20 protein-coding genes and 1 pseudogene are annotated in these 22,438 nt (G+C 70.2%); 7 read left to right on the top strand and 14 right to left on the bottom strand.

What is annotated here, in order from left to right; genetic code table 11:
- Nucleotides 1–112 precede the first annotated feature (112 nt).
- On the top strand, nt 113–292 hold the full coding sequence (locus HET64_RS11220) for a hypothetical protein (RefSeq protein ID WP_215104362.1): 180 nt from the start codon (nt 113–115) through the stop codon (nt 290–292).
- Between the two features lie 105 nt (nt 293–397).
- Here the strand turns inward: HET64_RS11220 and HET64_RS11215 are convergent, their stop codons facing one another.
- Nucleotides 398–2,257, bottom strand: a complete 1,860-nt coding sequence (locus HET64_RS11215) for an alpha/beta fold hydrolase (protein WP_215104360.1) — start codon at nt 2,255–2,257, stop codon at nt 398–400.
- A 406-nt stretch (nt 2,258–2,663) separates the two neighbouring features.
- A pseudogene (locus HET64_RS11210) lies at nt 2,664–4,067 on the bottom strand (S8 family serine peptidase); the annotation flags it as partial.
- Between the two features lie 986 nt (nt 4,068–5,053).
- On the opposite strand from HET64_RS11210, the gene HET64_RS39865 reads away from it, so the two are divergent.
- Together HET64_RS39865 and HET64_RS11200 are read left to right on the top strand one after the other, a co-directional pair.
- Nucleotides 5,054–6,904: a PQQ-binding-like beta-propeller repeat protein gene (locus tag HET64_RS39865; RefSeq protein WP_215104358.1), complete on the top strand. Its 1,851-nt coding sequence runs from the start codon at nt 5,054–5,056 to the stop codon at nt 6,902–6,904.
- Nucleotides 6,905–7,515: 611 nt separating this feature from the next.
- Nucleotides 7,516–7,704 (top strand): peptidoglycan-binding protein, encoded by a 189-nt coding sequence (locus HET64_RS11200; RefSeq protein ID WP_215104356.1) that lies wholly within the window; start codon nt 7,516–7,518, stop codon nt 7,702–7,704.
- Between the two features lie 78 nt (nt 7,705–7,782).
- On the opposite strand, the gene HET64_RS11195 is transcribed toward HET64_RS11200, so the two are convergent.
- Complete coding sequence (locus HET64_RS11195; protein ID WP_215104354.1) at nt 7,783–8,004, bottom strand: hypothetical protein; 222 nt, start codon at nt 8,002–8,004, stop codon at nt 7,783–7,785.
- A 948-nt stretch (nt 8,005–8,952) separates the two neighbouring features.
- Entirely contained in the window at nt 8,953–9,918 is a 966-nt protein-coding gene (locus tag HET64_RS11190) for a pirin family protein (protein WP_215104352.1), read from the bottom strand.
- Nucleotides 9,919–10,065: 147 nt separating this feature from the next.
- Between HET64_RS11190 and HET64_RS11185 the strand changes: the two genes are divergently transcribed.
- Both HET64_RS11185 and HET64_RS11180 read left to right on the top strand, forming a co-directional pair.
- Entirely contained in the window at nt 10,066–10,431 is a 366-nt protein-coding gene (locus HET64_RS11185; RefSeq protein ID WP_215104350.1) for a tetratricopeptide repeat protein, read from the top strand.
- A 104-nt stretch (nt 10,432–10,535) separates the two neighbouring features.
- Nucleotides 10,536–11,198: a hypothetical protein gene (locus HET64_RS11180; protein ID WP_215104348.1), complete on the top strand. Its 663-nt coding sequence runs from the start codon at nt 10,536–10,538 to the stop codon at nt 11,196–11,198.
- Nucleotides 11,199–11,343: 145 nt separating this feature from the next.
- Here the strand turns inward: HET64_RS11180 and HET64_RS11175 are convergent, their stop codons facing one another.
- The 4 genes from HET64_RS11175 to HET64_RS11160 form a co-directional block, all read right to left on the bottom strand.
- Nucleotides 11,344–12,051 (bottom strand): TetR/AcrR family transcriptional regulator, encoded by a 708-nt coding sequence (locus tag HET64_RS11175; protein WP_308369974.1) that lies wholly within the window; start codon nt 12,049–12,051, stop codon nt 11,344–11,346.
- Nucleotides 12,052–12,084: 33 nt separating this feature from the next.
- Nucleotides 12,085–12,906, bottom strand: coding sequence for an SDR family oxidoreductase (locus HET64_RS11170; RefSeq protein WP_215104383.1), 822 nt, complete (start codon nt 12,904–12,906; stop codon nt 12,085–12,087).
- Nucleotides 12,907–13,156: 250 nt separating this feature from the next.
- A complete protein-coding gene (locus tag HET64_RS11165) occupies nt 13,157–13,912 on the bottom strand; it encodes a CbtA family protein (RefSeq protein ID WP_215104346.1) in 756 nt (251 codons plus the stop codon).
- A 60-nt stretch (nt 13,913–13,972) separates the two neighbouring features.
- A complete protein-coding gene (locus HET64_RS11160; RefSeq protein ID WP_215104344.1) occupies nt 13,973–14,188 on the bottom strand; it encodes a CbtB-domain containing protein in 216 nt (71 codons plus the stop codon).
- A gap of 264 nt (nt 14,189–14,452) precedes the next feature.
- Here HET64_RS11160 and HET64_RS11155 point away from each other — a divergent pair, with 264 nt between their 5' ends.
- Nucleotides 14,453–15,043 carry a histidine phosphatase family protein gene (locus tag HET64_RS11155; protein ID WP_215104342.1) on the top strand — a complete coding sequence of 197 codons (591 nt, stop codon included), beginning with the start codon at nt 14,453–14,455 and terminating at the stop codon, nt 15,041–15,043.
- Between the two features lie 72 nt (nt 15,044–15,115).
- Here the strand turns inward: HET64_RS11155 and HET64_RS11150 are convergent, their stop codons facing one another.
- The 3 genes from HET64_RS11150 to HET64_RS11140 all read right to left on the bottom strand — a co-directional run bounded on the left by HET64_RS11150 (nt 15,116) and on the right by HET64_RS11140 (nt 19,184).
- A complete protein-coding gene (locus tag HET64_RS11150) occupies nt 15,116–15,838 on the bottom strand; it encodes a 4'-phosphopantetheinyl transferase superfamily protein (RefSeq protein ID WP_215104340.1) in 723 nt (240 codons plus the stop codon).
- A complete protein-coding gene (locus HET64_RS11145) occupies nt 15,835–16,815 on the bottom strand; it encodes a metallophosphoesterase (RefSeq protein ID WP_215104338.1) in 981 nt (326 codons plus the stop codon). The genes HET64_RS11150 and HET64_RS11145 overlap by 4 nt, the downstream gene beginning before the upstream one ends.
- A gap of 155 nt (nt 16,816–16,970) precedes the next feature.
- Nucleotides 16,971–19,184 (bottom strand): hypothetical protein, encoded by a 2,214-nt coding sequence (locus tag HET64_RS11140; protein ID WP_215104336.1) that lies wholly within the window; start codon nt 19,182–19,184, stop codon nt 16,971–16,973.
- Nucleotides 19,185–19,253: 69 nt separating this feature from the next.
- Here HET64_RS11140 and HET64_RS11135 point away from each other — a divergent pair, with 69 nt between their 5' ends.
- Nucleotides 19,254–20,141, top strand: coding sequence for a glycosyltransferase family 2 protein (locus HET64_RS11135; protein ID WP_215104334.1), 888 nt, complete (start codon nt 19,254–19,256; stop codon nt 20,139–20,141).
- Between the two features lie 18 nt (nt 20,142–20,159).
- Here HET64_RS11135 and HET64_RS11130 read toward each other — a convergent pair whose 3' ends face one another.
- From HET64_RS11130 to HET64_RS11120, 3 genes are all read right to left on the bottom strand, one after another.
- The gene (locus HET64_RS11130) at nt 20,160–21,368 is read right to left on the bottom strand and encodes an MraY family glycosyltransferase (protein WP_215104332.1); all 1,209 of its coding nucleotides are present in this window, start codon (nt 21,366–21,368) and stop codon (nt 20,160–20,162) included.
- A gap of 332 nt (nt 21,369–21,700) precedes the next feature.
- Nucleotides 21,701–21,919 carry a hypothetical protein gene (locus HET64_RS11125; protein ID WP_215104330.1) on the bottom strand — a complete coding sequence of 73 codons (219 nt, stop codon included), beginning with the start codon at nt 21,917–21,919 and terminating at the stop codon, nt 21,701–21,703.
- Nucleotides 21,920–22,070: 151 nt separating this feature from the next.
- Nucleotides 22,071–22,438, bottom strand: a 368-nt coding sequence (locus HET64_RS11120) for an amidohydrolase family protein (protein ID WP_215104328.1), incomplete at its 5' end; no start/stop codon positions are given.

The following is a 22,438-nucleotide window of genomic DNA, read 5'->3' as shown; positions in this document are numbered from 1 at the left end:
AGGGGAGCACTCCGACCCGTCTCCAAAGACCGGGCCTTTCCAGGAGGCTGGGGCCCGACATCCGTCGGGCCCCAGCCTCCTGGTGTGCCCACATTGGAATGGAGCCCAATCCGTGAATGCCCCCGAAGAAGGTGCCGCTCCGATCTACGACCGCCTCATCGCCGAACGCGGTGACGTGGTCACCGATGTCGCGCGAAGTGCCGAGCGGCTCCGCCGCGAGGCTGCCGAAGCCGTGGACTTCAGTGCCGTCACCGGCGGCTGGGGACTCGGCGCCAGGCGGTATCCCGCCTGACCTCGGTGCACCACCGCCCACGCAAGACGCTCGGCCGGGGATCCCCTCGGCCGAGCGTCTGTTCGAACTGCCTTGGCACGATCAACTCACCACGGTGCTGTGCTACTACTTCGAGTACTGATGCGACGGGTTGGCCTCTCGCAGCAGGTCTCGGAGCACCTTCATGCCCTCGGTCACTTCCGGGCGCTCCGCCTTCGCACTCGGGACCAGGCGTTCGCCGACTTCGAACACCTCCGTCTCGTTCGGCAAGGGCGCCCCCTGGCACACATTGAAGTGCTGGGTGGGCTGTTCGCCGGTGAGCAGGTACTTCTCTATCGGACCGTCGACGCACGGGGTGCCATAGGGAAACAGCCCGTGGCTGCCCTCGTTGTCCACGCTGATCATCTTCACGCCGGGCAGCCCCTGTGCCGCATCGAGCGCGCCCTCATAGGCCGTCGCACCGTCGAGTTCGGACTGGGCTATGAGCGCCGTGGGAAAGGTCGCCGCATCAGGCGCGGGCATCTCGAGACCGGTCTTCCAGAAGGAGCACATCGGGGTGGAGTAGAACGGCGCCATCGACGAAGCCTCACGCTCCAAGTGCTGCTTCCACTTCTCCCAGTGAGCGGGATCCTGGTTCCACTGGCCGTCCTGGCAGCGGATGGCGTCAAAGGTGCCGTTGAACGTCTCGGTCGCGCCTGCTGCGGCTTGCCGCTGCTTCAGCTCCGCGAGGGCTTCAGTTTTCGCCTCATTGACGAAAGCACGCTGATCCGCGTTGAGTCCGGACCCGGCGAGGATTCGCTGGGCCAGGTTCTCTATCTTCGTCACGGTGCTGCCAGGCGCCTTCAGCCCCTTCTTGCCGATCTCCACGATCGCCTTTGCGGCTGATGGGTACAGGCTGGTGTCGTAGGTGGCGGGGATGATGAAGTAAGCCATCGAGAACTGCCCCTCGACGGTTTCGCTACCGCCACCCGCTTCCCACTTCGCGCGGATCCCAGCCGGGTCGGTACCCAGTTTGTAGACGTCGTTGTGGCGCGCGATGTAGGCGAGCAAAGCGTCTTGGAACTGCCTTTCGCGCGCGATCGGTTGTAGATCCCAGGTGCGCTGAAGCGAACCGGAGGTGGTATCGGTGGCGGAGTCGAGCAGCATGCGGTGCGTCTTGCTCGGGAAGGTGGCGGCATACCAGGTGCCGAGCCAGGTTCCGTACGAGTAGCCGATGTAGCTCGTCTTCGCCTGTCCGAGCAGGACCCGGATGAAGTCCATGTCGTAGGCGGTCTGCTCGGTGGTGATGTACTTGGTCAGCGGGTTATTCTGACAGGCCTCGTACTGTCTGCGTGTGACCTCGTCGTCGTCCCACTCGTCCGGCACGGTGAAGGTGCAGCTCAGCGGGGTGCTGCCACCGACGCCACGGGGGTCGAAGCCGACGAAGTCGTACTTGCCCCAGAGCTCGGGTGCGGCGAGCGCCATCCCGGAGCCCCAGCTCAGGCCCTCGCTCCCCGGCCCACCCGGGTTCACCAGAGCGATACCCTGGTGCCCCGGTTCGGTCACGGTACGGGCCAGTTGCAGGGTCACCTCGATGGTGTTGCCGTCGTCGGGGTCGTGCCAGTCGCGCGGCACTTCGATCGTGGCGCACCAGATGCCCCGGGGATGCTCACCAGTTTCTCCCCTGGTCTTAGCCGAACGATTCTTCGCATTCTTCCGGGCGCTGGCAGCTGCCGCCTCGGCAATGCCGTCCGCCTTCTCGGCAGCTCTCTTGGCAACCTCGCTGGAGAAGGGACACTCTTTCGTCCAGTTGAGTGGTTGGTCAGCAAGGTCGCCGGACAGACGCTTGGTGTCCGGCTCGGCGGCGACCCTGGCCGACGGGCGGGGAGCCGCTGCGGAGTTGCCGGCGGTGGTCAGCGCCGTGGCGACCAGAGCACCGGCAACCATGGTGGATGCCAGGATCCGGACTCTGCGTCCTGGACGCCGGGAGTTGGTGTGGGGGGTCACGTAGAGCCTTTCCTTCTCGGGGACGCCGCCCGGCCGGGCGGCGCGCCTGCGGGATTCGCCGTGGGAAGCGAAAGTCGGTACGGCGGGATGACCTGGTGGGCGTGGCCGCGCTAGCGGCAGTGGACACACCGCATGGCTGAGTGGGCGAGCATCTCGAAACTCGGGGACTCCGTCCCGGGCAGAGGCCGCCTTGATCCCTGGCGAGGCACTGGCGGCGCGGAGGCCTTCGTCGGAACGACGAACCGGCACCAGCGCCGGACGCCTCCGCCCGTGATCGGGTTCGGCGCCGAGTGGAACAGGCCCGTCGGGCCCCCGACGGCGCGCGATTGAACCGCGCTACCAACGCCTCAGCCGATGAGCGCCTTCGCGGACGCTCATCGGCAGAGTCCCTTTACCTGCGCTTCCCGCCGACGGCCTTCAGTGCATCGACGATGCCCTGACCGTAGAGGTTGTTGTCACCATCCCGGCCGGTGCACCGGCCGTCGCTCGCGCAGCCGCGATCAGTGGCGTCGGCGTCCAGACGGTCACGGATCTGAGCGGGCGTGAGACCGGGGTTGGCACTGGCCAGAAGTGCCGCCACACCCGCTACATGGGGAGCCGCCATGGAGGTGCCACTGATGGCCTCGTACCTGCCACCGGGGAACGTCGAGTAGACGCCTCCCCCAGAGGTTCCACCGGGCGCGGCGACATCGATGATGCCGTCACCGTAGTTGGAGTAAGAGGCAAGGCCGGTGTCCGTGCCGGTGGCGGAGACGGTGACCACACCGGGCAGCTCCGTGGGTATGTCGATGCATGCGTTGGTGATGCGGCGGTGGACCGGCGTGGAGTCGTTGGGGCTTGCCTCGTCCACACTCTTGTTGGCCAGGTCGACCGATGAGTTGCCTGCGGCGGCCACCTGGAGAGACCCCTTGCGCTCGGCGTACTCCTGAGCGCGCCGCACGCCTTCGATGATGGCTGCCTGGTCCTTGTCGTCCGGGCAGTTGAACTCCCACGGGTCCGTGTAATAGCTGTTGTTCGTGACATCGAAGCCACGGTCACCTGCCCACATGAACCCGCAGACGGTGTTCTCGGGGAAGAACAGCCCGCTGGGCTGCTCGGCGATACGCACGGAGGAGATCCTCACTCCGGGAGCGACTCCGACGATGCCTTTGCCGTTCTTCGCCGCTGCGATGGTTCCCGCCACATGCGTGCCGTGGGTGTCGATGTCGCGCCAGGCGCCGTGGCGTTTGTCGGCCTTGCCGTAGGCACAGGAGACCGAGTCGGCCGCGTTGAAGTTGGGCGCGAGGTCCTGGTGCCGGTCATCCACTCCCGTGTCGAGGACACCCACCTTCACTGACGCCGAGCCGGAAGTGACCCTCCACGCCTGGTCGGCCTTGATCTGGGTCATGTCCCAGCGAGGGATCTCCCGCTCTGTGACAGGCCTCTGAGGTGCTGTCGCGGGTATCGCGGGGTTGTACGCGTCGGCGGGCACGTCCGAGGTGCGGGTGGCACCGACCTGCTGGACACCCTTCGCAACACGTACTTTGTTGGCAAAGCCGGCGGAGGTCGAGTGCGCCACGAGCACACCGATCGCGTCGTACGCCGCGAACACGGCGCCGCCGCTCGCCTCCACCGCCGAACGCCCCCTCGCCACGTCATTCGGCGACGTGATCACGAAGTAGGCGCGAGTTCCAGCCGACCACGAGGGCGCGGCACTATGGGAGAGTGCGACCGCTGACGAAGCATCAGCGGCGCCTTCAAGGGTGGGGTCGGCGACGGCGGTGCCACCCGGAGCCATGGCAAGCGCACTGAGAACTGCCGCGGCGACCAATGTGTTACGCCGGGATATAAGGGGCACGAAAAAGTCCTCCTGGGAGAGATGGTGGCAGGTTCGCTGACGCGAGCCGATATCGACCATCCCTCAACACGCCATTCGAGGACAAGAACCGTAACAGCAGGCGATTTTCAACGTATTGACGAAATCTGTGAACAACTGCGTTCCGGCCTCACCTGGATAGCACGGCCAGTCACCGCAGGTGCAGCGCCCCCCGCGTATCAGTGTGCGCGGCACCAGCGAGAGCGGTGCGGATTCAACCGCCCCCGGCTCTGTGAAGAGCAAAGAACCGACATCCATGACGTCTTTTACAAGCTGGCGGCCGCCTCACCAACCACCGCAGGCGCAACTCAACTGCCCTCGGCCATACATAAAGCCGACCCAGTGGTCACGAAAGGGATGAGCTGGACAAGTACCGTCCGCGGCATACCTCGGACAACTGGTTTCATCGCACGCTCCCATGCCTGCCGACAAGACAAAATCAGCCGAAGAGCCGACAGAATGCGCTATGCCCGCGGCGGCTGGAGCAGAAATGGCCCCTGCACTCGGACCGACGTTGACGCCCCCTACCACTGACCAGTAGTTCACGGCTGCAGAGACTGCCGTGTCCGGGCCGGTTTCGCGGCCGCTGGACGGCGATCGGCATGACCGGTCGACTCCACGACCGCCTCACCGAGCGGATCAGCGAACCATGCGCCGGTCGGTCGCCTCCATCACCGAGTCCGCCGCAGCGCAGTCGAGCAGCGAGTGCCACGGAACAACGTTCACCCCCTTGACGCCGACCAGCCGAGCGAGGACATTACTTTCGTCATTGACCAAAGTAGGAGTTGACGATGTCGAACACCCCGCACCTGTCCAGGCGCCACCTGCTACAGCTGGGGACGACCGGTGTCCTTGCCGCCGCGTCGGCCGGTCTGCCCGTCTCCCCGGTGCAAGCGTCGCCCCGCCCTCACGCCAAGGAGACCGATCTGGGCCCGGGAGTGGTGCAGTTCGGCTCCAAGAGCGCCTACCAGTTCGAGGACACGATCTACATCGGGTCGCGCAACCTGGAGCCGATGTACGTTCTCGCCTACCACATCCCGTCGGCCACCGTGACTGGCCGGACTTCCGTGGCAGACGGCCGTTCGACGCAGGCCATGGCGGCAGACCCCACCGGCCGCTATCTGTACTTCGGCACGGAGAATGCCGCCGGGGGCGTCCCGACGCTGTACCGATGGGACCTGAAGAACCCCGCCGCCCCGGCCGAGGCGCTCGGCAGGGCCGGCGACGTACGTATCTGGGCGCTCCACGTGGCCCCGGACGGGGTGGTCTATTTCGGTGGCCGGGAACCCGGCGGAAACCTGTGGCAATTCGACCCGTCCACACGTGAGGTGAACGCCCTCGGTATCGCCGAACCCACCGCGACCGGTGCCCGGGCGATCGCCGCCACGGATACGACCGTCTACTTCGGCGCCGGGAACACCCTGGGCGGCGGTCAGGCCAGCAAAGCCGTCCTGTCGGCCTATGACCGGTCCAGCGGCCGGTTCACCTCGATCCTTCCTCCCGAACTGGCTGAGGACGACACCGTCCGCGAGCTCCGGATCCACCGCGACCGGCTGATCGTCGGCACAGCGAACGCCTCCGGCTCGCACATCGCGGTCATCGACACCAACGACCCCACGTCGTACCGGGTGGTCCGGCACGAGGGAATCACCTCCAAGGCGATGCTCGCCCACGACGACGACCTCTACTTCCTCGTCGGCGCGGGCCAGGTCCGGGTCTGCTCGCTGAAGACCATGGCCGTCAACCCGATCGTGATCGATGACCTCGACATCGGGGAGGTCTGGGGTATGGCCTACGCCGAGGAGCGGTTGCATGCCGTCTCCGCCTACGGCTTCGTCGCCCACATCGACCTGTCCGGCCGCACCGCCACCCGGACCGACCTGATCGCGGCAGGCGCCCCCAGCGAGCCGCAGCTCGCGATGAACGTCACGGCCGGCGGCGGTTACGCCTACGTGAGCGGCAACGGAGCCGTCGCGCGGCACTCTCTCCAAACCGGCGAGGTGGTCAATCTGGTGGCGCCGGGCGAGACCAAGGACGCCACGTGGGCCGACCAGCAACTATGGATGGGGCAGTACAGCGGCCTAGGGCTGTGGGCCTACGACCCGGCCCGCAAGGCGGACCCGGCACAGGCGGCGCCGCTGCCGTCAAAGTTCAACCGACCCGAATGCGTGACCTGGGACGAAGACAACAAGCGTGTCCTGATAGTCGCGCTCGCCGATGCCTCCGGAGGCAGCTGCCTGGGTGCCTATGACCCCGCCCGAGACGCGATGACCGTCTACGAATACCCGCTCGGACCCGGCCAGTCGATCCCGGCTGTCGTGGCCCACTGCGGCCTCGCCTACATTGGCGGCGGCGATGGTGGAACCGGCCCCGCTGGAGAGATCGCGGCCCTCGACCCGATGACCGGTCGTGTTCTGTGGAGCATCGACCCCGAGCACAACGCCCCCGTCACAGGCATGGCCGTACGCGGCCGTCACCTGTACGTGGTGCTCAACAACGGTGGATTCCGCGTGGTGGACCTGGCGCGGCGGACCATTGTCCACCGAGCCGACATCACGACGCAGGCCGCCAAGCGGTCAAACCTGGTCGTCACCCGCGGTCGCGTTTACGGCGTGTCTGCCGCGGCCCTTTACCGCTTCGACCCCCACACCTTCGAAATCACCGTGCTAGCGGACAGCCTTGAGGGCGCCTGGTACGGCGGCCAGCCCCACGTGTCCGCCGACGAACGCGGAATGCTCTACACCATGCGAGGCCGCAACCTGATCCGCGTCGAAGACTCACGCCGCAACTGACGTCGGCTTCTTTCCTTGCGCCGAGAACGACAGCGCCTGACAGGCCAGAAAAGTCATCCTGGCCTGTCAGCAGTGCCCCCGTAAGTCACGCCTCGCTTTCGCACCAGAGGAAATTCTTCGGCTCCGCCAACTGGTAGCAGCATTTCGGACTGCCCGTGCGACGAAAGGAATCCTGTGTTCGTGCCGAAACGCTCAACATGGCCCCGTTCCGGCCTGGCGAGACGCGGCAGGCGACAGTGAGAGCGCGCTTGGCGGTCGGCATAGCCGTTGCCATTTCGACGCTGCTCGGAGCAACCGCCATATACGGATGCTCTCTCGTCTATGACGAAAGGCCAGCGGAACCTTCCCCTTTCGCACAGTCGGAGGAACCCCTCAGGTCTCTCCCGAGGCGCATCACCTCCGCCCCGAGGGAGTCGCCAACCGTGTCACCAAAGCGCTCGGCGGTACCGTCTGCATCGGCCGCCAGGAGCTCCTTGGCGGCCCCCTCGTTTCCCACAACACGGCAGACAACTGTTCCTCCCAGCCTGCTCCCCTCGCCACCTTCTTCGTCGTCGACCTCATCGGCACCGCGCATGGTGACACTACGGCTCGGAAGCCACGGGGCAGACGTAGTGGAATTACAGCTCAGGCTGGCCCAGATAGGTGCGTACGAGGGCGAAGCAGACGGCGTCTACGACGAACAGGTCACCATAGCCGTGGAGGTCTACCAGTGGTGGGCGGGCGCGTCCGTGGACCGGCTCGGCGTGTACGGACCGCATACTCGTTCACTGTTGGAGGCAGAAACCGGGGAGCCAGAGTGAGAAGGGAGGGCTGACGGAGACGGGCCGGTCGGCTGGCACCACATCGGATCGGCCGCACGGAGGCTCGGCGGCTTCTCGTCAGGCGTGGATCGCAGGGATGGTCTTGGTGCGGTAGGAGTCGGTGGTGCTCTCGCGGTTGTCGTGCATGTCGTAGACGGCGAACTGGTCGATGCCCCGGCTCTGGAGGTGGCGGAGCTTGTCGATGTGGGCTCCGGACTTCGTACTGGTCCAGGCCGCACTCGTTCTTCGCGGCCTGGAAGCACTCCTTGATGGCCCACCGTGTTGGCGATGCTCGCGCACGCCTTCCTGGCCGCGATGACAGCTCCCGCCCTCGAGAAGGGGGCCGCAGAAACGGTTCGAGCAGCCTCGTTCCCCTCACCGTGGCAGAAATCCGACGGCTCCTGGACCTTGCCCATCCCCCCGCAGCCCGGCACCGGCAACCCACCCGTCGGCTCTACTGGTCCCACTGGCGCCGACGTCACCAGGCCATCGCCCGCCACTGCCACTACCAGCGCCGCACGCACCTCGATCGGGTGAGTCACGAACCTCCGCCCACCTGATGGAACGTCTCACCAACGCGATACGGCGTGGAGGTAGTTTCGCTGGATTCACCGTCGCGATCCAGGACGATCGGGGCAGGGTGACCACCTCCGACCACCAAGTGGGGTTGCCGGTGGCGACGGTTCCCGATGAGCCGACTGAAGGCGGCTACGGCTGGTCCCTGGTCTGCACGCTCGCGGCGAGTTGCGCCGTAACCGTGACCGCGACCAGCAGGACCATCACCGTCTCCCTTCCCGTGATGTAGCTCGCATGTCCACCCAGGGCCTGTCCGGGCGGACTCGGGCGAGGCTCATTCGACTTCGGAAGTCGTCGGTAAGAGCCGCCGGAGCCAGCCGATGCGGTACTTCCCGGCTTCGGCGAGGGTGGCTCGGCGGTCAGCCGGACGAATTCGGCGTCTGGGTTCTGCGGCACCCAGTCACCCCTCAGCGACTCCGCCCCGGGACCGGTTTCCCGGCATACAGGCGGCAGACGGCTACCACAACCTGACAGGCAATCAGAAAAGTCAGCAAGAGGTCAGCATCGATCCGATTGAACCCTGACACACAAGCTCGACCACGAGACTCGACGTACCTCCTCTCACACCCAGTAGACCCCCAAGCCCCGAGCCCAGGACAGAATGCGGATCAGAGCTCCAGCATGGCGACCGCCAGCGGAAGCACGGCCAGCCCGTCTCCAGGTTTCCGCAGGTCAGCGCACTCGTCCGCGTCGCTTCAGCGTGGTCGTGGGCAGTTCCGGGGCAGACAGGCGGGCGCCGTCGTAGCCCCGCACCTCGCCGAACCGCGAGCCCTTCTCCCAGTCGTTTCGCGCCTGTACGATCTCCTCACCGGATCGGGCGATGAAGTTCCAGAACATGACCAGTTCCTCCTCGAACGGTTCGCCGCCCAGGAGCATCAGCCCGGCGTCGGAGACGGCGCGAAGAGGCAGTTCGGTGCGGCCGCAGCCGAGGTAGAGCATCGAGCCGGGCAGCACGAGGACGCCGTCGACCTCGGCCTCGCCCGACATGGACAGGACCGCGTACTCGAAGTCGGGGTCCAGGGGCAGGCGGGCCTCGGCGCCACCGGCCAGGGCCACGTCGGCGCCGACGATCGGGGTGTACGCGGTGCCGGGCGAGGCCGCACCGTCCAGTTCGCCCAGGATGACGGTGGCGGTCACACCGGGGGCGGTGACGACAGGCAGATCCGTGTGGTGCTGGAAGTGCGGCTCGATGGTGCGGTGTGCTTCCGGGAGGGCCACCCAGAGCTGCGCCCCGTGCAGCAGCCGGGCATGTTCCTTCGGGCTCTCCTCGGAGTGGCTGATGGCGCGGCCCGAGGTCATCAGACCCAGTTCGCGGGGGCGTACCGTCTGCAGGCTGCCGAGACTGTCCCGGTGAAGCACTTCCCCGTCATGGAGCCAGCTGACGGTCTGGAGACCCATGTGGGGATGCGGCGGGACCTGCATTCCGGGCTCGTCGGCGATGTCGTCGGGGCCGTAGTGGTCCACGAAGGCCCAGGCGCCCACCATGCGCCGGCCCAGATTGGGCAGCAGACGGCGGACCTCGGTGCCCTCGCCGAGCTGGACGCGGCGGGGGGCGAGAAGCTCACGGACGGGCTCGGCGACGACGAAGCCGCGCCCTCCGCAGACGGAGGGCGTGGCCTGGCGATCGAGATTGCTCATGGCGCTCAACCTATTCCCGTAGCGGCGTGGAGCACCGGGTCCCACGCCAGAATTTTAGTGGAATGTTCAACCATTGTGCGGTGTTGTCATCGCTGAACGCACGGCGGGGCGGTCCGGAGCCGGCCCGCACCACATGAAGGAGGACACGTGAGCGAGACCGAGACCTACTACGAGTTCGGCACCGCCGCCGACCGGTGGGACCGGGCGCAGATGTTCTTCGAGGCCAGGGAGTACCTGACGGCCGCGCGGATCCTGGGCGGACTCGTCGACGAAGCGCCGGAGCAGGTCGCGCCGCGGCTGCTGCTGGCGCGCTCCTACTACCACTCCGCCCGGCTGGGCAAGGCGGAGCAGGAGCTCCGGACTGTGCTGGAGCTCGACCCGGTGGAGAGCTACGCGCACCTGATGCTGGGCCGGACGCTGGAGCGCCAGGGGCGGACCACCGACGCGGTGCCGTATCTGCGGATGGCCGCCGCCCTCACCGGCGACTTCGGCCCCGGAGCCACGCGCTCCTGACCGCTCCGTGTCACCGGGCCCGCACCACTCGGTGCGGGCCCGGTCTCCTTTACCCGCCGATACGAGCGTCGGACAATGGGATCTCCAGGGCGAAGGGGTGGGAGATGCACGGATCCAGGAGTGCCGCATTAGGCCGGGCGCGGTCGGCCGCGCTCATCGGGCTGGCGGTGGCGGTTTCGGCCGGCTGCTCCGGTGCCGATGACGGAAAGAACCGGGAGGCGGCGGAGCGGACCGCTCGCCCACCGGGAACCCACAGCTGGACCAGCAGACCCTGCGATCTCCTCACGGGCGAGGCACCCGCCGAGGGCTTCACCCTCGGCAGCACCACCGACTCCGCCTCCCCCGACGCCCAGGAGGACATCGGCGAGAACGGTGCGCGGCCGCTCTACCGGCAGACCGGCTGCCTCGCGGACCTCAAGGCTCCCGACGGCACCTTCTGGAAGCTCAGCACCAGGGCGTCGGTGTACGAGGCCACCGAGGCCGCCCGTCACGCGTACCGCGTCAAGGAGGACCTCGACCGTGCCCACGGACGCGGGCCCGAGAAGGTCCACGACGCCGCCTACGCGATACCGGCCGACGACGGGGGACGCCCCGGCCGCACCCTCCTCCTGTGGAACGGCGACCTCGTGCTCACGGTGTCCGCGTACGCACCGCACGGGAGCACGGAACACGACGTACAGGAAAGCCTCGAACGGATCGTCGGCAACGCGGCACGCCGCACGGAGGACGGCCTCCGCGATCACGATGCCTCTTCCCCCGCACCATGACGACCGCCGCGCCCTGCCTCCTGCCCTCTGCGCCAGATCCCCGGCGCCAGATCCCCGGCACCCGGCACCAGGACGTCTGTCGCCTGACGCCCCGGTGTCCGACCCCTTTGACGGCCACACGCCCCGGCCGCGCCCTTGGTTCGGTTCAGCCGCCCGGCCGGGCGTTCGCCACCCGGTCGAGCCACTCCTTCATCAGCGCCGCCTCGGCGCTGCTCAGACCCGCCCCGTGCTCCTGCCGCAGCAGGGCGCTCAACCGGGCCGCCGCCGTGGGGACTTCGGCGTCCGGCGGTGTGCCGGGCGGGGCCTCCGGCGTGAGCACCGTCGCGTACAGCGCGTCGCGCACCCGGTGGGACACCTCGATGTCGTCGAACGTCGCCGGGCGGGACACGAGCATCAGCGCCACCCCCACATTGGCCGACATGACCATCTGGGCGGCCAGCCCGGGCGCGACGCGCATCCGGCCCTGGGCCGCGGCCCGTTCGAGGTCGCCGGTCAGGATCCGGTGGGACTCCAGCGCCGCGGCGGGCGGCGTGCGCATCGCCGGTGAGTTCATCAGCCGGTAGAGGTTGCGGTTGTCGAGGGCGAAGGCGACGTGGCTGTCCCACCCCCGGCGCAGGTCCTCCACGGCGTCCGTCGTCTCGCCGCGCTCCCTCTTCGTCGCCAGGTACTGCTCGAAGCCGTGGTCGACGACGGCCGACAACAGCCCCTCCTTGTCGCCGAAGTGGCGGTAGAGGGCCGGGGCGCCCACCTTCGCCGCCTCGCACACCGCGCGCGTGGAGATGTCTCCGTCGGGAGATTCCCTGACCAGGGTGGCGGCCACTTCCAGGATGCGTGTCCGGGTACTCGTACTCACCGGACGGACGCTATCAAGCGGCACGGCGGCCGCTCAGACGATGCCGCCGTTGGCCCGCAGCACCTGGCCGTTGACCCAGCGGGCCGGGCCGGCGAGGAAGGAGACCACCTCGGCTATGTCCTGCGGGGTCCCCAGCCGCTCCAGCGGCGGCTGTGCGGCCATCCTCGCGACGGTCTCCTCGTCCTTGCCGTCCAGGAACAGGGCGGTGGCGGTCGGCCCCGGCGCCACGGCGTTGACCGTGATGTCACGGCCGCGCAACTCGCGGGCGAGGATCAGGGTCATCGCCTCGACGGCGCCCTTGGTGGCGGCATACGCGCTGTAACCGGGCAGGGCCAGGGCCAGCACCGAGCTGGAGAAGTTGATGATGGCCCCGCCCTCGCGCAGCCGCCGCGCGGCCTGCTGGTCGACCACGAACGTGCCCCGGATGTTGGTGCGGTGCATCCGGTCGAGCGTGTCGAGTTCGAGCTCGGCCAGCGGGGCGAGCGCCATGACCCCGGCCGCGTGCACCAGCACGTCGACGCCGCCGAACGTGGCCTCGGCGATGTCGAAGAGTGCCGCGACGGCGGCCTCGTCGGCCACGTCCGCCTGTTGGGCGACGGCCTCGCCGCCCGCGGCGGTGATGGCGGCGACGGCGGCCTCCGCCTCGGTCCGGTTGCCCGCGTAGTTGACGACGACAGCGAAACCGTCGGCGGCGAGGCGTTCAGCGCTCTCGCGGCCGATGCCCCGGGATCCCCCGGTGACCACGGCCACCCGGCGAGGAGCACCACCGGCGCGCGCGGACCGTGCGCCGACGGACTCCGCGCTGGTAGTCGATGTGGGTGCCGATGCGGATACGGATGCGGACTGTTCGGTCATGGCCCGTTCGGTCATGGCATTGCTCCTGGCGACTGGGGTCGCGGCGGTCCCGTGAAACCCGATGTAATCAACGCTAACACCAAAGCAATAGCAACGCTACACCGAAAGCGTAGCGACGCTAATAATCATTGCTACCCGCCTGAGACCTGCCCGCACAGCAGAGGAACCCGCCGGGGCTTACCCGGCGGGCTCCTTCGTGCTCGTCAGTACGTCCGCACTGGTGCGTCCGCGCGTGCGCTTACGGTCGGGCTCAGTTCACCGCGCTCGCCGTTCGGGGCGTCGCGGCAAGGGTGGGCGGCGACAGAAGCCGTTCGGTGAGGTGCCCGAAGACGACGCCGAAGACGCTCCACAGGGTCACCTGTACCGCGAGCGTGGAGAGCCGGAACTCCCACAGCAGACCGGCCGGGAAGTCCTTGCCCACTTCGTCGAAGGAGGGCAGGAAGGCGTAGGCGAGGCCGATCAGCAGGATGAAGCCGGCGGCGGCCGCCAGGGTCGCGTTCCAATTGCCCAGTCGAGGAGCGAGCCGTCTGCCGGTGATGACGGCGGCGACGGCCAGCAGCACGCTGAGGGCGACCATCAGGAAGAACAGGGCGGTGCGCTCGCCGATGGTGTCGGGGTTGCCGACGGCGGGCGGATTCGCCGGGTATTTGAGGAACGGCACCACATAGACCGTGAGCAGGGCGGCGCCCGCGATCAGCGCCGCGGTGGCCCGGGGGCCGAAGTCGCCGATGCGGCCCAGCGCGTAGCAGAACACGAGGGCGGCGATCCCGCCCACGGCGACGCCGAAGACCAGCACACCGGTGGCGAGTCCGCCGGTGGCCTGCATGGTGCGGCTCACCAACTCCTCGCCACCGCCGTGGTCGTGGCTGTGTGCCTCTTCGAGGGCGATGGCCGCGTCCACCTGGGACTCACCGAGGAAGTAGGCCACGGCGAGCGCGAACGCGCCCGCGATCAGGCCCGCGAGCATGCCGCGCACGAGCAGAGCTCTGACAGATATGGAGTTCACGTTGGTTTCCTGATTTCTCTTGCTTCCCGTGTCCGCTGATTCCCTGGTTGCTCAGGTGTCTCAGTGGCAGGGGAAGCCGAGCAGGTGACGGCCGTCGTGAACCCATTCGTGGACGCCTTCGCCGGAGATGAGCGCGGTGGCGCCCTGTTCGGCGCCGACGAAGTACAGCAGGACGAGCATGATGATGCCGAAGAAGACCGCCCACGGGGCAATGGCCTTCGCCGAGATCGGGGCGATCGTGGATGCCCCTGTCGCCGGAACGGCGGACTGCGCCATGGCAGAACCTCCTGTGGGAACACGCGTCCCTGTCGTGGTGCCTCGGACGAAGGTGCCGGGTCTGACTTCCCCGCGCGGGCGGGTTCACAGTGGCGCGACCGTGCCGGATTCTCACCGGGCTTCCGTCGCACCCTCGTCATGGTCGACGCGACCATACCCCCTGCACGCGGGCACCGCCATGGTCCAATCTGCGGGGTCGGTGAGCACGGACCCCTTGGGGCGACAGGGCCCTGGGGCCCCTGGTGAAGAAGTGAGGGCAGGGACATGACAGTACGGGTGATGTTGATCTCACCGGCGATGAACGCCGCGCTGCGGGAGGCCCGCTTCGACGGCGACGCTCCCCTGGACCGGTCCGGCAGGGAGCGCGCGCGGGCAGCGGCCGACGCGGTGCCGGTGACCGGGCTCGCGCTCAGCGGCCCCTCCGGACGGTGCCGCGAGACCGCCGAGGCGCTCGGGCTGGCGACGCGGACCGAACCGGGTCTGGCCGGCTGGGACCTGGCGCGGTGGTCCGGCCGCCGCCTCGACGATGTGGCGGCGGCCGAACCCGCGCAGCTGACCGCCTGGCTCGGTGATCCTTCGGCCGCCCCGCACGGCGGCGAGTCGCTGCGGGACCTGGTCGGGAGGATCGGAGGGTGGCTGGACTCGCTCGGCGGACCGGACGCACCCGGCGCGGGCTTCCTGGCCGTGGCCGAGGCCGCCGTCGTCCGGGCGACGGTCGTCCACGGCCTGCGGCTGCCGGCGGAGGCGTTCTGGCGGCTGGACGTCGCCCCGCTGACGCTGACCGAACTCAGCGGCCGGTCGGGCCGGTGGAACGTGGGGCTGGGCCGCCCGCTCACCGCCCCCACGACCGGCTGAACGCCACTGCGCTGCGGCCCCGATTCGCCGAGCGCCACGGCGCAGCCCTCGCGCAGTCCGGCCGGCCGGGCGTCACGCCCCCTCGTCCTCCCGCCAGTCGGGCCGGACGAGCACGGCCGTGGCGACGATGCCGTCCTCGATCCGCCACTGCCCGTGCAGCGTCGTCGGCAGGGCCGGGTCCGTGAGGAGCAGACGCGCGGCGAACGTGCCCTCGGCAGCGGTGTCCCCTTGAGGCGTGCCGTCGTTGCCGCTTCGACCGCCTGTCCGATGGAATGTCAGATCAGCCTGGACGAAGTCGAGTTCGATCCCCGTGACCGGGTACCAGGTCTTGAAGACGCTCTCCTTGGCGCTGAACAGGACACGGTCCCAGTGGATTTCTCCCCTGCCTTCCGGCGCGGGCGGGCCGATGCGCGCACGTTCGGCGGGCAGGGTCACCAACTCCCTTACGCCGGTGGGGAGCGGGGCGTGCGGTTCCGCGTCGATGCCGAGCGACAGCACGCCCTTCGCGCGGGCCAGCGCGGCCGCCCGGTACCCCTCGCAGTGGGTGAGGCTGCCGACGACTCCCTCGGGCCACAGCGGTCGCCCCCGGTGACCGTGGAGCACGGCCACCGGTGGCAGACCGAGTCCGGCCATGGCGCGCCGGGCGCAGGCGCGGGCCGTCGCGAAGTCGTTCCTGCGTTTGGCCACGCTCTTGGCGACCAGCGCCTCCTCCTCCGGGAAGAGGGTCCCGTCGGGGACGGTCTCCGCGCGGGTGGCGGCACAGGAGACGTCGGCGGGCAGCAGTCGCTCGATCACGAGGAGCCTCCGGGGGTGCGCCGCTGTGCGGACGGTTCGGCGTCGGTGCGGGCCGGTGGGGCGGGTTGCCCCTCGTAGGGGAGGATCTGCCGCAGCAGGCCTCGCGGGTGTCCCCTCTCGCGCCACTCCCTGGGGTAGCCGATGGAGACCTCCTCGAAACGCACCCCGTCGTACCAGGTCGTACGGGGGATGTGGAGGTGGCCGTAGACGACGGCGGTGACGTTGAAGCGGCGGTGCCAGTCGGCGGTCAGTTCGGTGCCGCACCACTGGGCGAACTCCGGGTACCACATCACCGACGTGGGTTCCCGGACCAGCGGCCAGTGCCCGGCCAGGACGAGGGGTATCCCGGGGTCGTGCTCCGCGAGCCGGCGCCCGGTCGCGGCGACCCGGGCGCGGCACCAGTCGTCCCGCGTCGGGTAGGGGTCCGGGTGCAGGAGGTACTCGTCGTTGCAGACGATGCCGGACTCGTGTGCGACGGCCAGCGACTCCTCCTTCGTGTGCGTGCCCGGGGCGCGGAAGGTGTAGTCGTACAGGAGGAAGAGCGGCGCGATCGCCACCGGTCCGTCCGGGCCCGGCCAGAGCGGGAACGGGTCTTCCGGAGTCGTCACTCCGAGGTCCCGGCACAGTTCGACGAGGTGGTCGTAGCGCGCCTGGCCGCGCAGTTGGACCGGGTCCTTGGCCAGGGTCCACAGCTCGTGGTTGCCGGGGGTCCAGATCACGTGGGCGAAGCGCTCCGCGAGGAGTCCGAGCGTCCAGCGGATGTCTTCGGGGGTCTCCGCCACATCGCCGGCGACGATCAGCCAGTCCGCGTCGGACGTCGGGCGCAGGGACTCCACGATGGCCCGGTTGTCGGTCACCGCGGCGTGCAGGTCGCTCACGGCCAGCAGACGGCCCGCGCGCTGCTGTCGGCTCCCGTCGCCGGGGGCGGGAACGGCGGCGGGGGCACCGTGCGGTGCGGGGTCGCTCGGAGGCGTCATGGGCGCTGTCTTCCCGATCTGTCGGCAGTGGTCCGGCTCCGTCCGCACGGTGGGGAGCCGCTGGGAACGTAGCCTCTCACGCTCCCCTCGCGGTTCCCCCGGGGTTTCGGGTGGCGGGCACGTCGGGCGGGGTCCCTACCGTCGCTGATTGTCTGTCAGCCGCCTTCTGTTCGCCGGGAGTTCAGTTCGTTCACGGCACCGAGTGCGTCGCCGACCGTCGTGTAGTCGACGGCGATGAAGGTGACCGGACTGCCGCGTTCCGCCTCGCAGGCACGGGTCCGCTCCAGGACCCAGTCGCGGGCGTTGACGCGGCCGGCGTCCAGGCGGCTGCCGCCCGCGTTCGTGATGAAGTGGTTGAGCAGGAAGAGCTGTTTCCCGGTGCCGCCCCGGTGGGGTTCGCACGTCATGTCGGAGGGGCTCCGGAAGGCGAACGGGGTCTCCATCCCGTACCGGTAGAAGTTGCGGTACCAGGGCGCCGGGCCGTCGGCCTTCTCGGCGAACACCACCAGTCGGCGGCCGCTGTCGATCATCTCCGCCAGGGTGGGCCACGGGGCGTCGGGATCCGCCGAGGGGGTGTGCAGGAGGTCCTCCAGGCCGGCGGCGCGGAACGCGTCCTCGGTGTCCTTTGGGCCGATGTCGTCCTGGACGATGAGCGTCACGATCTCCGTGGGGTGGGCGCGCAGCCAGTCGCCGATGTCCTCCAGGGCCGGGACCAGTTCGATGGCCCCGGCGCGGCAGACGCCGTGGCAGAGCCAGAGTCCCTCGCGCGGCGGGTTCGCCCGGTCGATGGCGCCGGTGATCAGGCGCCGTTGCTCGGGGGTGAATTCGGGGGAGCCGAGACGCCCGGCGATGTCCTGCGGGCGCTCCCAGCGGTACGTGTCGAGCTGGAGGGCCCGGACGCCCGTGTTGAGCTGGGTGGTGATGTCGGGGTCCTGGAGGGGGCCGATGAACCGGTCCGCGGTGGTGGACATGGCGTTGTGCGAGGTGAGGTAGGCGGCTTCGTCGTAGCGCAGTTCGCACAGCCGGCCGCTGCCCAGGCACTGGCGGGGTGCGGACGGGCCGAAGACGGGCGGCACGAGCAGTACGCCGGCCAGTGCGGCACAGGCCACGCCCGCCGCCGTCGTCCGCACCGCTGTCGGGGTCGGCATCCGACCCGGGCGCACCAGGAGCGCCCAGCCCACGCCCATGAGGAGCACGCCGCCGACGAGGCCGGTGAGGGCGGCGCTCAGCCCGGTGGCCACCGCCTGGTTCACGGCATTGCGCTGGAGGTCGTCGACGAGCGCGGTGACGCTCGGGGCCCAGGAGGACGGTGTGGTGAGGAGGCGTCCTCCGGTGATCAGCCGGGTCAGGAGCACGGCCGCGGCGGCCAGGACTCCCGCGCAGCCGAGCGCCTGCCCCAGTCGCATGAGCCGGCGGGCCGGGGCGGCGGGACCCGTGAACCAGAGCGTCGCGAGCGCGGCCAGTGCGACGGTGAGGGCGAGGACCTGGAGCAGGGTCAGGAGCCTGATGGCGTCACGGGCCCGCTCCAGGGCCGTGAGGTCCATCCCGGCGGTGGTCAGGGTGCCGGTGAGGTCCCACGTACCGTCCTGGAGGGTGGTGCGGAGGTCGGCGGCGGCGGTCCGTGAGCCGTCGGAGAGCGCGGCGGCCGCGGTGGCCGCCAGCGCGGTCGATACGTCTCCCTCCCCCAGGGCCACCTCGATCTCGGGGCGCAGCGCCGCCCGCTCCCGCTCCGGGACCGTCGTGAGGAGGGCGTCCGCGGCGCGGTCGGCCTGGTCCTCGGTGAGCGGCAGCGTGGGCAGGTTCGGGGCGCGGCCCTCCTTGAGGGCGTCGAGCGCCGTGACGAGGTCGGCGGTGAAGCGTGCGAAGTCCGGCCGGTCGCTCCCCTGGATACTGGCCACCAGATCGCCGAAGTAGACGCGTGCGAGGTCGGCGAGGTTCTCCAGCACCGGGGCCGGATCGACCGTCAGCCGGAGCTCGTCACGGTCGCCGCGCAGGTAGCCGGTCACGGCCTCGATCTGCTGGTCGGTGAGGGCCCGGACCGTGGCGGGCGGCAGCACGACCTTGATGTTCGACGTCACCAGCGCCTCGGGGACGGGCAGGTGCGCGAGCAGATCGCGGGTGACGGGCGAGATCTCCGGGTCGACGAGCACCTCGCCGTAGAGCCGGTCGTAGGCCGACTCCTCGTCCAGCACCGCCTGGTAGAAGCCGGGCGAGGCGACCGTGGACCGGACGGTCGCGGTCAGGGCGACCGTCGTCACGCACAGGACGGCCAGCAGGAAGGCGAGCACCGGCACGAGACGGCCGGCCCGGCGCGGGGAAGCGGGGCCCCACGTCGGCCCGAGCGGGTTCGCGGTCGGTTGGGCGCTCACCCGCCCAGCCTATGCGGAATATCAGCTTTTATGCGTGAATGATGAGATTCAGGAGCTGAGGAGCCCGCTGTGCACTCCGTTCACCTGGCCGTGCTGATGACGAGTCACGACCGCCGCGCGCGAACGCTCTCCGCGCTGCGCGCCCTGGAGGAGCAGCGCGGGCTCCCCGCCGGGACGACGCTCGGGGTGCATCTCGTGGACACCGGCAGCACCGACGGTACGCCGGAGGCGGTCCGGCTGCGGCATCCGGCGGTGGAGGTGATGTCGGTGGGCGCGGACGTCCCCCACAACCAGGCGCTGCGCATCGCGAGCCGCAACAGCCGCAGCGGCGGCGGGGGCGGCGGTCCGCTCGGCGGCACGCCCGGCGGGCCGACCCACTCGTGGACGCATCAGCTCTGGCTCGACGACCGGGTCGAACTCTTCCCGGACGCCCTCGCGAACCTGCTGCGGACGGCCGGGACGGCCGGGCCCGGGTCCGTTGTCGTGGGCGCGGTGCGGAACGCGTACGGGGACACGGTGTACTCCGGCCGGCGGGGACGTTCCCTGGCCCTCGTCGAGCCCGGCGAGCACCGGCCCGAGCCCTGCGACACGTACGACGGGCGCGTGGTGCTGGTGCCCCGTGCCGTGTACGACCTCGTCGGGGACCCCGACAAGGTCTTCCGCCACCGGATGGGCGACTACGACCACGGCCGCCGGGCGCGGCGGGCCGGGGTGAGCGCGTTCGTCGCCCCGGGGCATGCCGGTGAGTGCGTGGGCGGACCGGGCGCTCCGGGATCCCGGGAGCCGGGGATCGGGGTCCGGGAGGCCCTGCGCCGGGCGGCCTCCGTACAGGAGCTGCCGCTCCGCCCGTGGTGGGTGTACTGCCTGCGGCACACCTGGCCGTGGGCGCCGTATCTGATGCTCGCCCCGTACGCGCGTGCCGCGGCCCGTGCCACGCTCGGCCGGCTGCGGGGGTGATCACGTACCGGGGCGGTGTCAGCTTCGCTCGGCGGCGACCGCGGCGGCGGACCGGCCGGTGGGCGGGGGCGGCACGGTGGGATGCCGCTCGGCGGTCCTGGCGCTGCCGGAAGGCGCGCCCTTCCCGGGAGCCGGGCCCGTGACACCCGGTGCGGAGGTGGCGGAGGGGATCGCGGCGCCGGTGGTGGGCGCCGTGGTGCGCCGGGCGGCGGTACGGGACGGGGCCGTGCGGGGCGGTGCGTACGCCGGGATCCTCAGCAGGGCGTACACGGCGGCCGCGGTCCCGGCCGACGGCAGGAGGAGGAAAGCCGGGTGCAGGAGTTCCGCGTACACCAGTGTCGCGGTGGTGACCGGCACGGCCGCCCACAGGCCCAGGAGGACCGCCGTGCCCGGCACGGTGACGCGGACCCGGCGCAGGCGGTGCCCGATGTGGTCGTCCGTGTCGCGCAGGAGGGAACGCGCGGCGCGGCGGCGGGAGATCAGGACCAGGGCGGTGTCGGCGAGGGCCACCGTCGCCAGGACCGGCAGCGCGGCCCAGGCGGCGCGGCCCGACGGGGCGGCCGCCTGGATCAGCGCGCCGGAGGCGGCCAGCGCGAATCCGGTGAACTGCGCACCGGAGGCGCCGAGCCGGAGGCGGGCGGGGTGCCAGTTGTGGAGCAGGAAGCCGGCCAGGCCCGCCACCAGGGTCGCCGGAAGCAGGGCGAGGGCGGGGCTCCCGCCGACGGTGGCGCACGCGAGCAGCCCGGCGGCGGTGACCAGCCCGACGCTGGTCAACAGTCCGTCGGCGTGGTCGAGCAGGGCGAACGCGTTGGTGACGAGGACGATCCAGAGCACCGCCGGGACGGCCGCCGCCGGTGACAGTCCCGCGAGGCAGACGACGAGGATCGCGGCGGCCGTCTGAACAGGGAGGCGGAGGGCGGCCCGGAATGGCTTGAGGTCATGGACGAGCCCCAGGGCGGCGACGGTCCCGGCCCCGGCGAGCAACCCCGCGAGGGAGCCCGCGGAGTCGTCCGCCGCGCCGAGCCACAGGGCCCCGCCGGCCGCCGTGCCGACGCCGAGCACGGCCGTCGCTCCGCCCGTTCTGCGCAGCGCCGCGGCCCGTGGCGTACGTCCGCCCGGTTCGTCCGGGGCGTGGGCGCGGAGCGCCGCACGGCGGGCGACCTTGGCGAGTGCGACCGTGATGAACAGCGCGGCCACACCGGAGGCGATGATCCCCAGCACGTTCACCTGCCCTGCCTTTCCTCGTTCATGACCTGTGGCGCGGGACTCCGGCGGCCGGTGGAACGGCGGCCGCCCGGTCCCGGGCCGGTTGCGGGTCGGGGGACACGGGACGCCACTCGGGTGGCGCTTCTCCCCAACCTACGGGCCAATGTCCGCATTCACCCTAAATAACACGAAAAGGGCGACGTATTGTTCTCCCACCGGTCTCGACCGTGCTGTCTCCGGGACGGCCACCGGGCTGCCACCCAGCCGCCGGGAGGACCTGGGCCGACCACCCGGAAGCCTTCAAAGAGACTTGATGTGACCGGAGTTGGAAAGGAGCGCGGGCGGATGGGCCGTCAGCACGCCAGGTCCCGTCCGGCGTTGCGCTCGGCGGCCGCGTGCCACCAGCGGGGCGGGGAGGGACCGGCGACCGCGGCGGTGGGCTGATCGGGGTGCAGGCCCAGGACGCGCAGCGCGTCCGCGCGGACATGGACGACGTACTGACCGCGCCGGTGCCCGTCCGCGCCGACGCCGCAGAGGAGATCGAAGCGGACGAGATTCCCGGCGAAGGGCAACCAGTCGACGCCGCGGTCCCGCAGTCAGGCGCGGAGGGCCGCCGGGGGCCGCGGACAGCCCGGCAGGTTCTCGCACGACACGACGGCCACCCACGCGGCGCCCGCCCCGCGTCCCGCCTTCTCCGCCTTGTCCCCACGCATGGCGCCGAGCCTAATGGCACCTCGCGACGCGGGCGTCCCGGCCGTCCACGAAGGTCCCGACGATCTCGATGTCCCCGATCCGTGAGGGGTCCACGCGGTGCGGGTCGTCGCCCAGCACGACCAGGTCGGCGCGCATCCCCGGCGAGAGGGCGCCCGCCGACTCCTCCCAGCGGCAGGCGTGGGCGCCGGCGACCGTGTAGGCCCGCAGCGCCTCGTCGACGGTGACGGCCTCGTCCGGGCCGACGAGGCGGCCCGACACGGAGGCGCGTTCGACCATGAACTGGATCGCCCGCAGCGGCGAACCGTCCGTGACGGGGCGGTCCGAGCTGCCGACGAGGGCGACCCCGTGATCCAGGAAGCCCCGGCCCCGGTACAGCC

It is taken from the genome of Streptomyces sp. McG3 (assembly GCF_018619185.1).
Lineage (GTDB): Bacteria > Actinomycetota > Actinomycetes > Streptomycetales > Streptomycetaceae > Streptomyces.
The sequence above is the reverse complement of the archived record's forward strand: the minus strand, read 5'-3'. Positions and strand labels throughout refer to the sequence as shown.

Bases quoted from the DNA above. Each gene is read 5' to 3' on its own strand.
- HET64_RS11190 (WP_215104352.1), bottom strand. From the start codon at position 9,918: ATGAGCAATCTCGATCGCCAGGCCACGCCCTCCGTCTGCGGAGGGCGC.
- HET64_RS11180 (WP_215104348.1), top strand. From the start codon at position 10,536: ATGCACGGATCCAGGAGTGCCGCATTAGGCCGGGCGCGGTCGGCCGCG.
- HET64_RS11170 (WP_215104383.1), bottom strand. From the start codon at position 12,906: ATGACCGAACAGTCCGCATCCGTATCCGCATCGGCACCCACATCGACT.
- HET64_RS11160 (WP_215104344.1), bottom strand. From the start codon at position 14,188: ATGGCGCAGTCCGCCGTTCCGGCGACAGGGGCATCCACGATCGCCCCG.
- HET64_RS11155 (WP_215104342.1), top strand. From the start codon at position 14,453: ATGACAGTACGGGTGATGTTGATCTCACCGGCGATGAACGCCGCGCTG.
- HET64_RS11145 (WP_215104338.1), bottom strand. From the start codon at position 16,815: ATGACGCCTCCGAGCGACCCCGCACCGCACGGTGCCCCCGCCGCCGTT.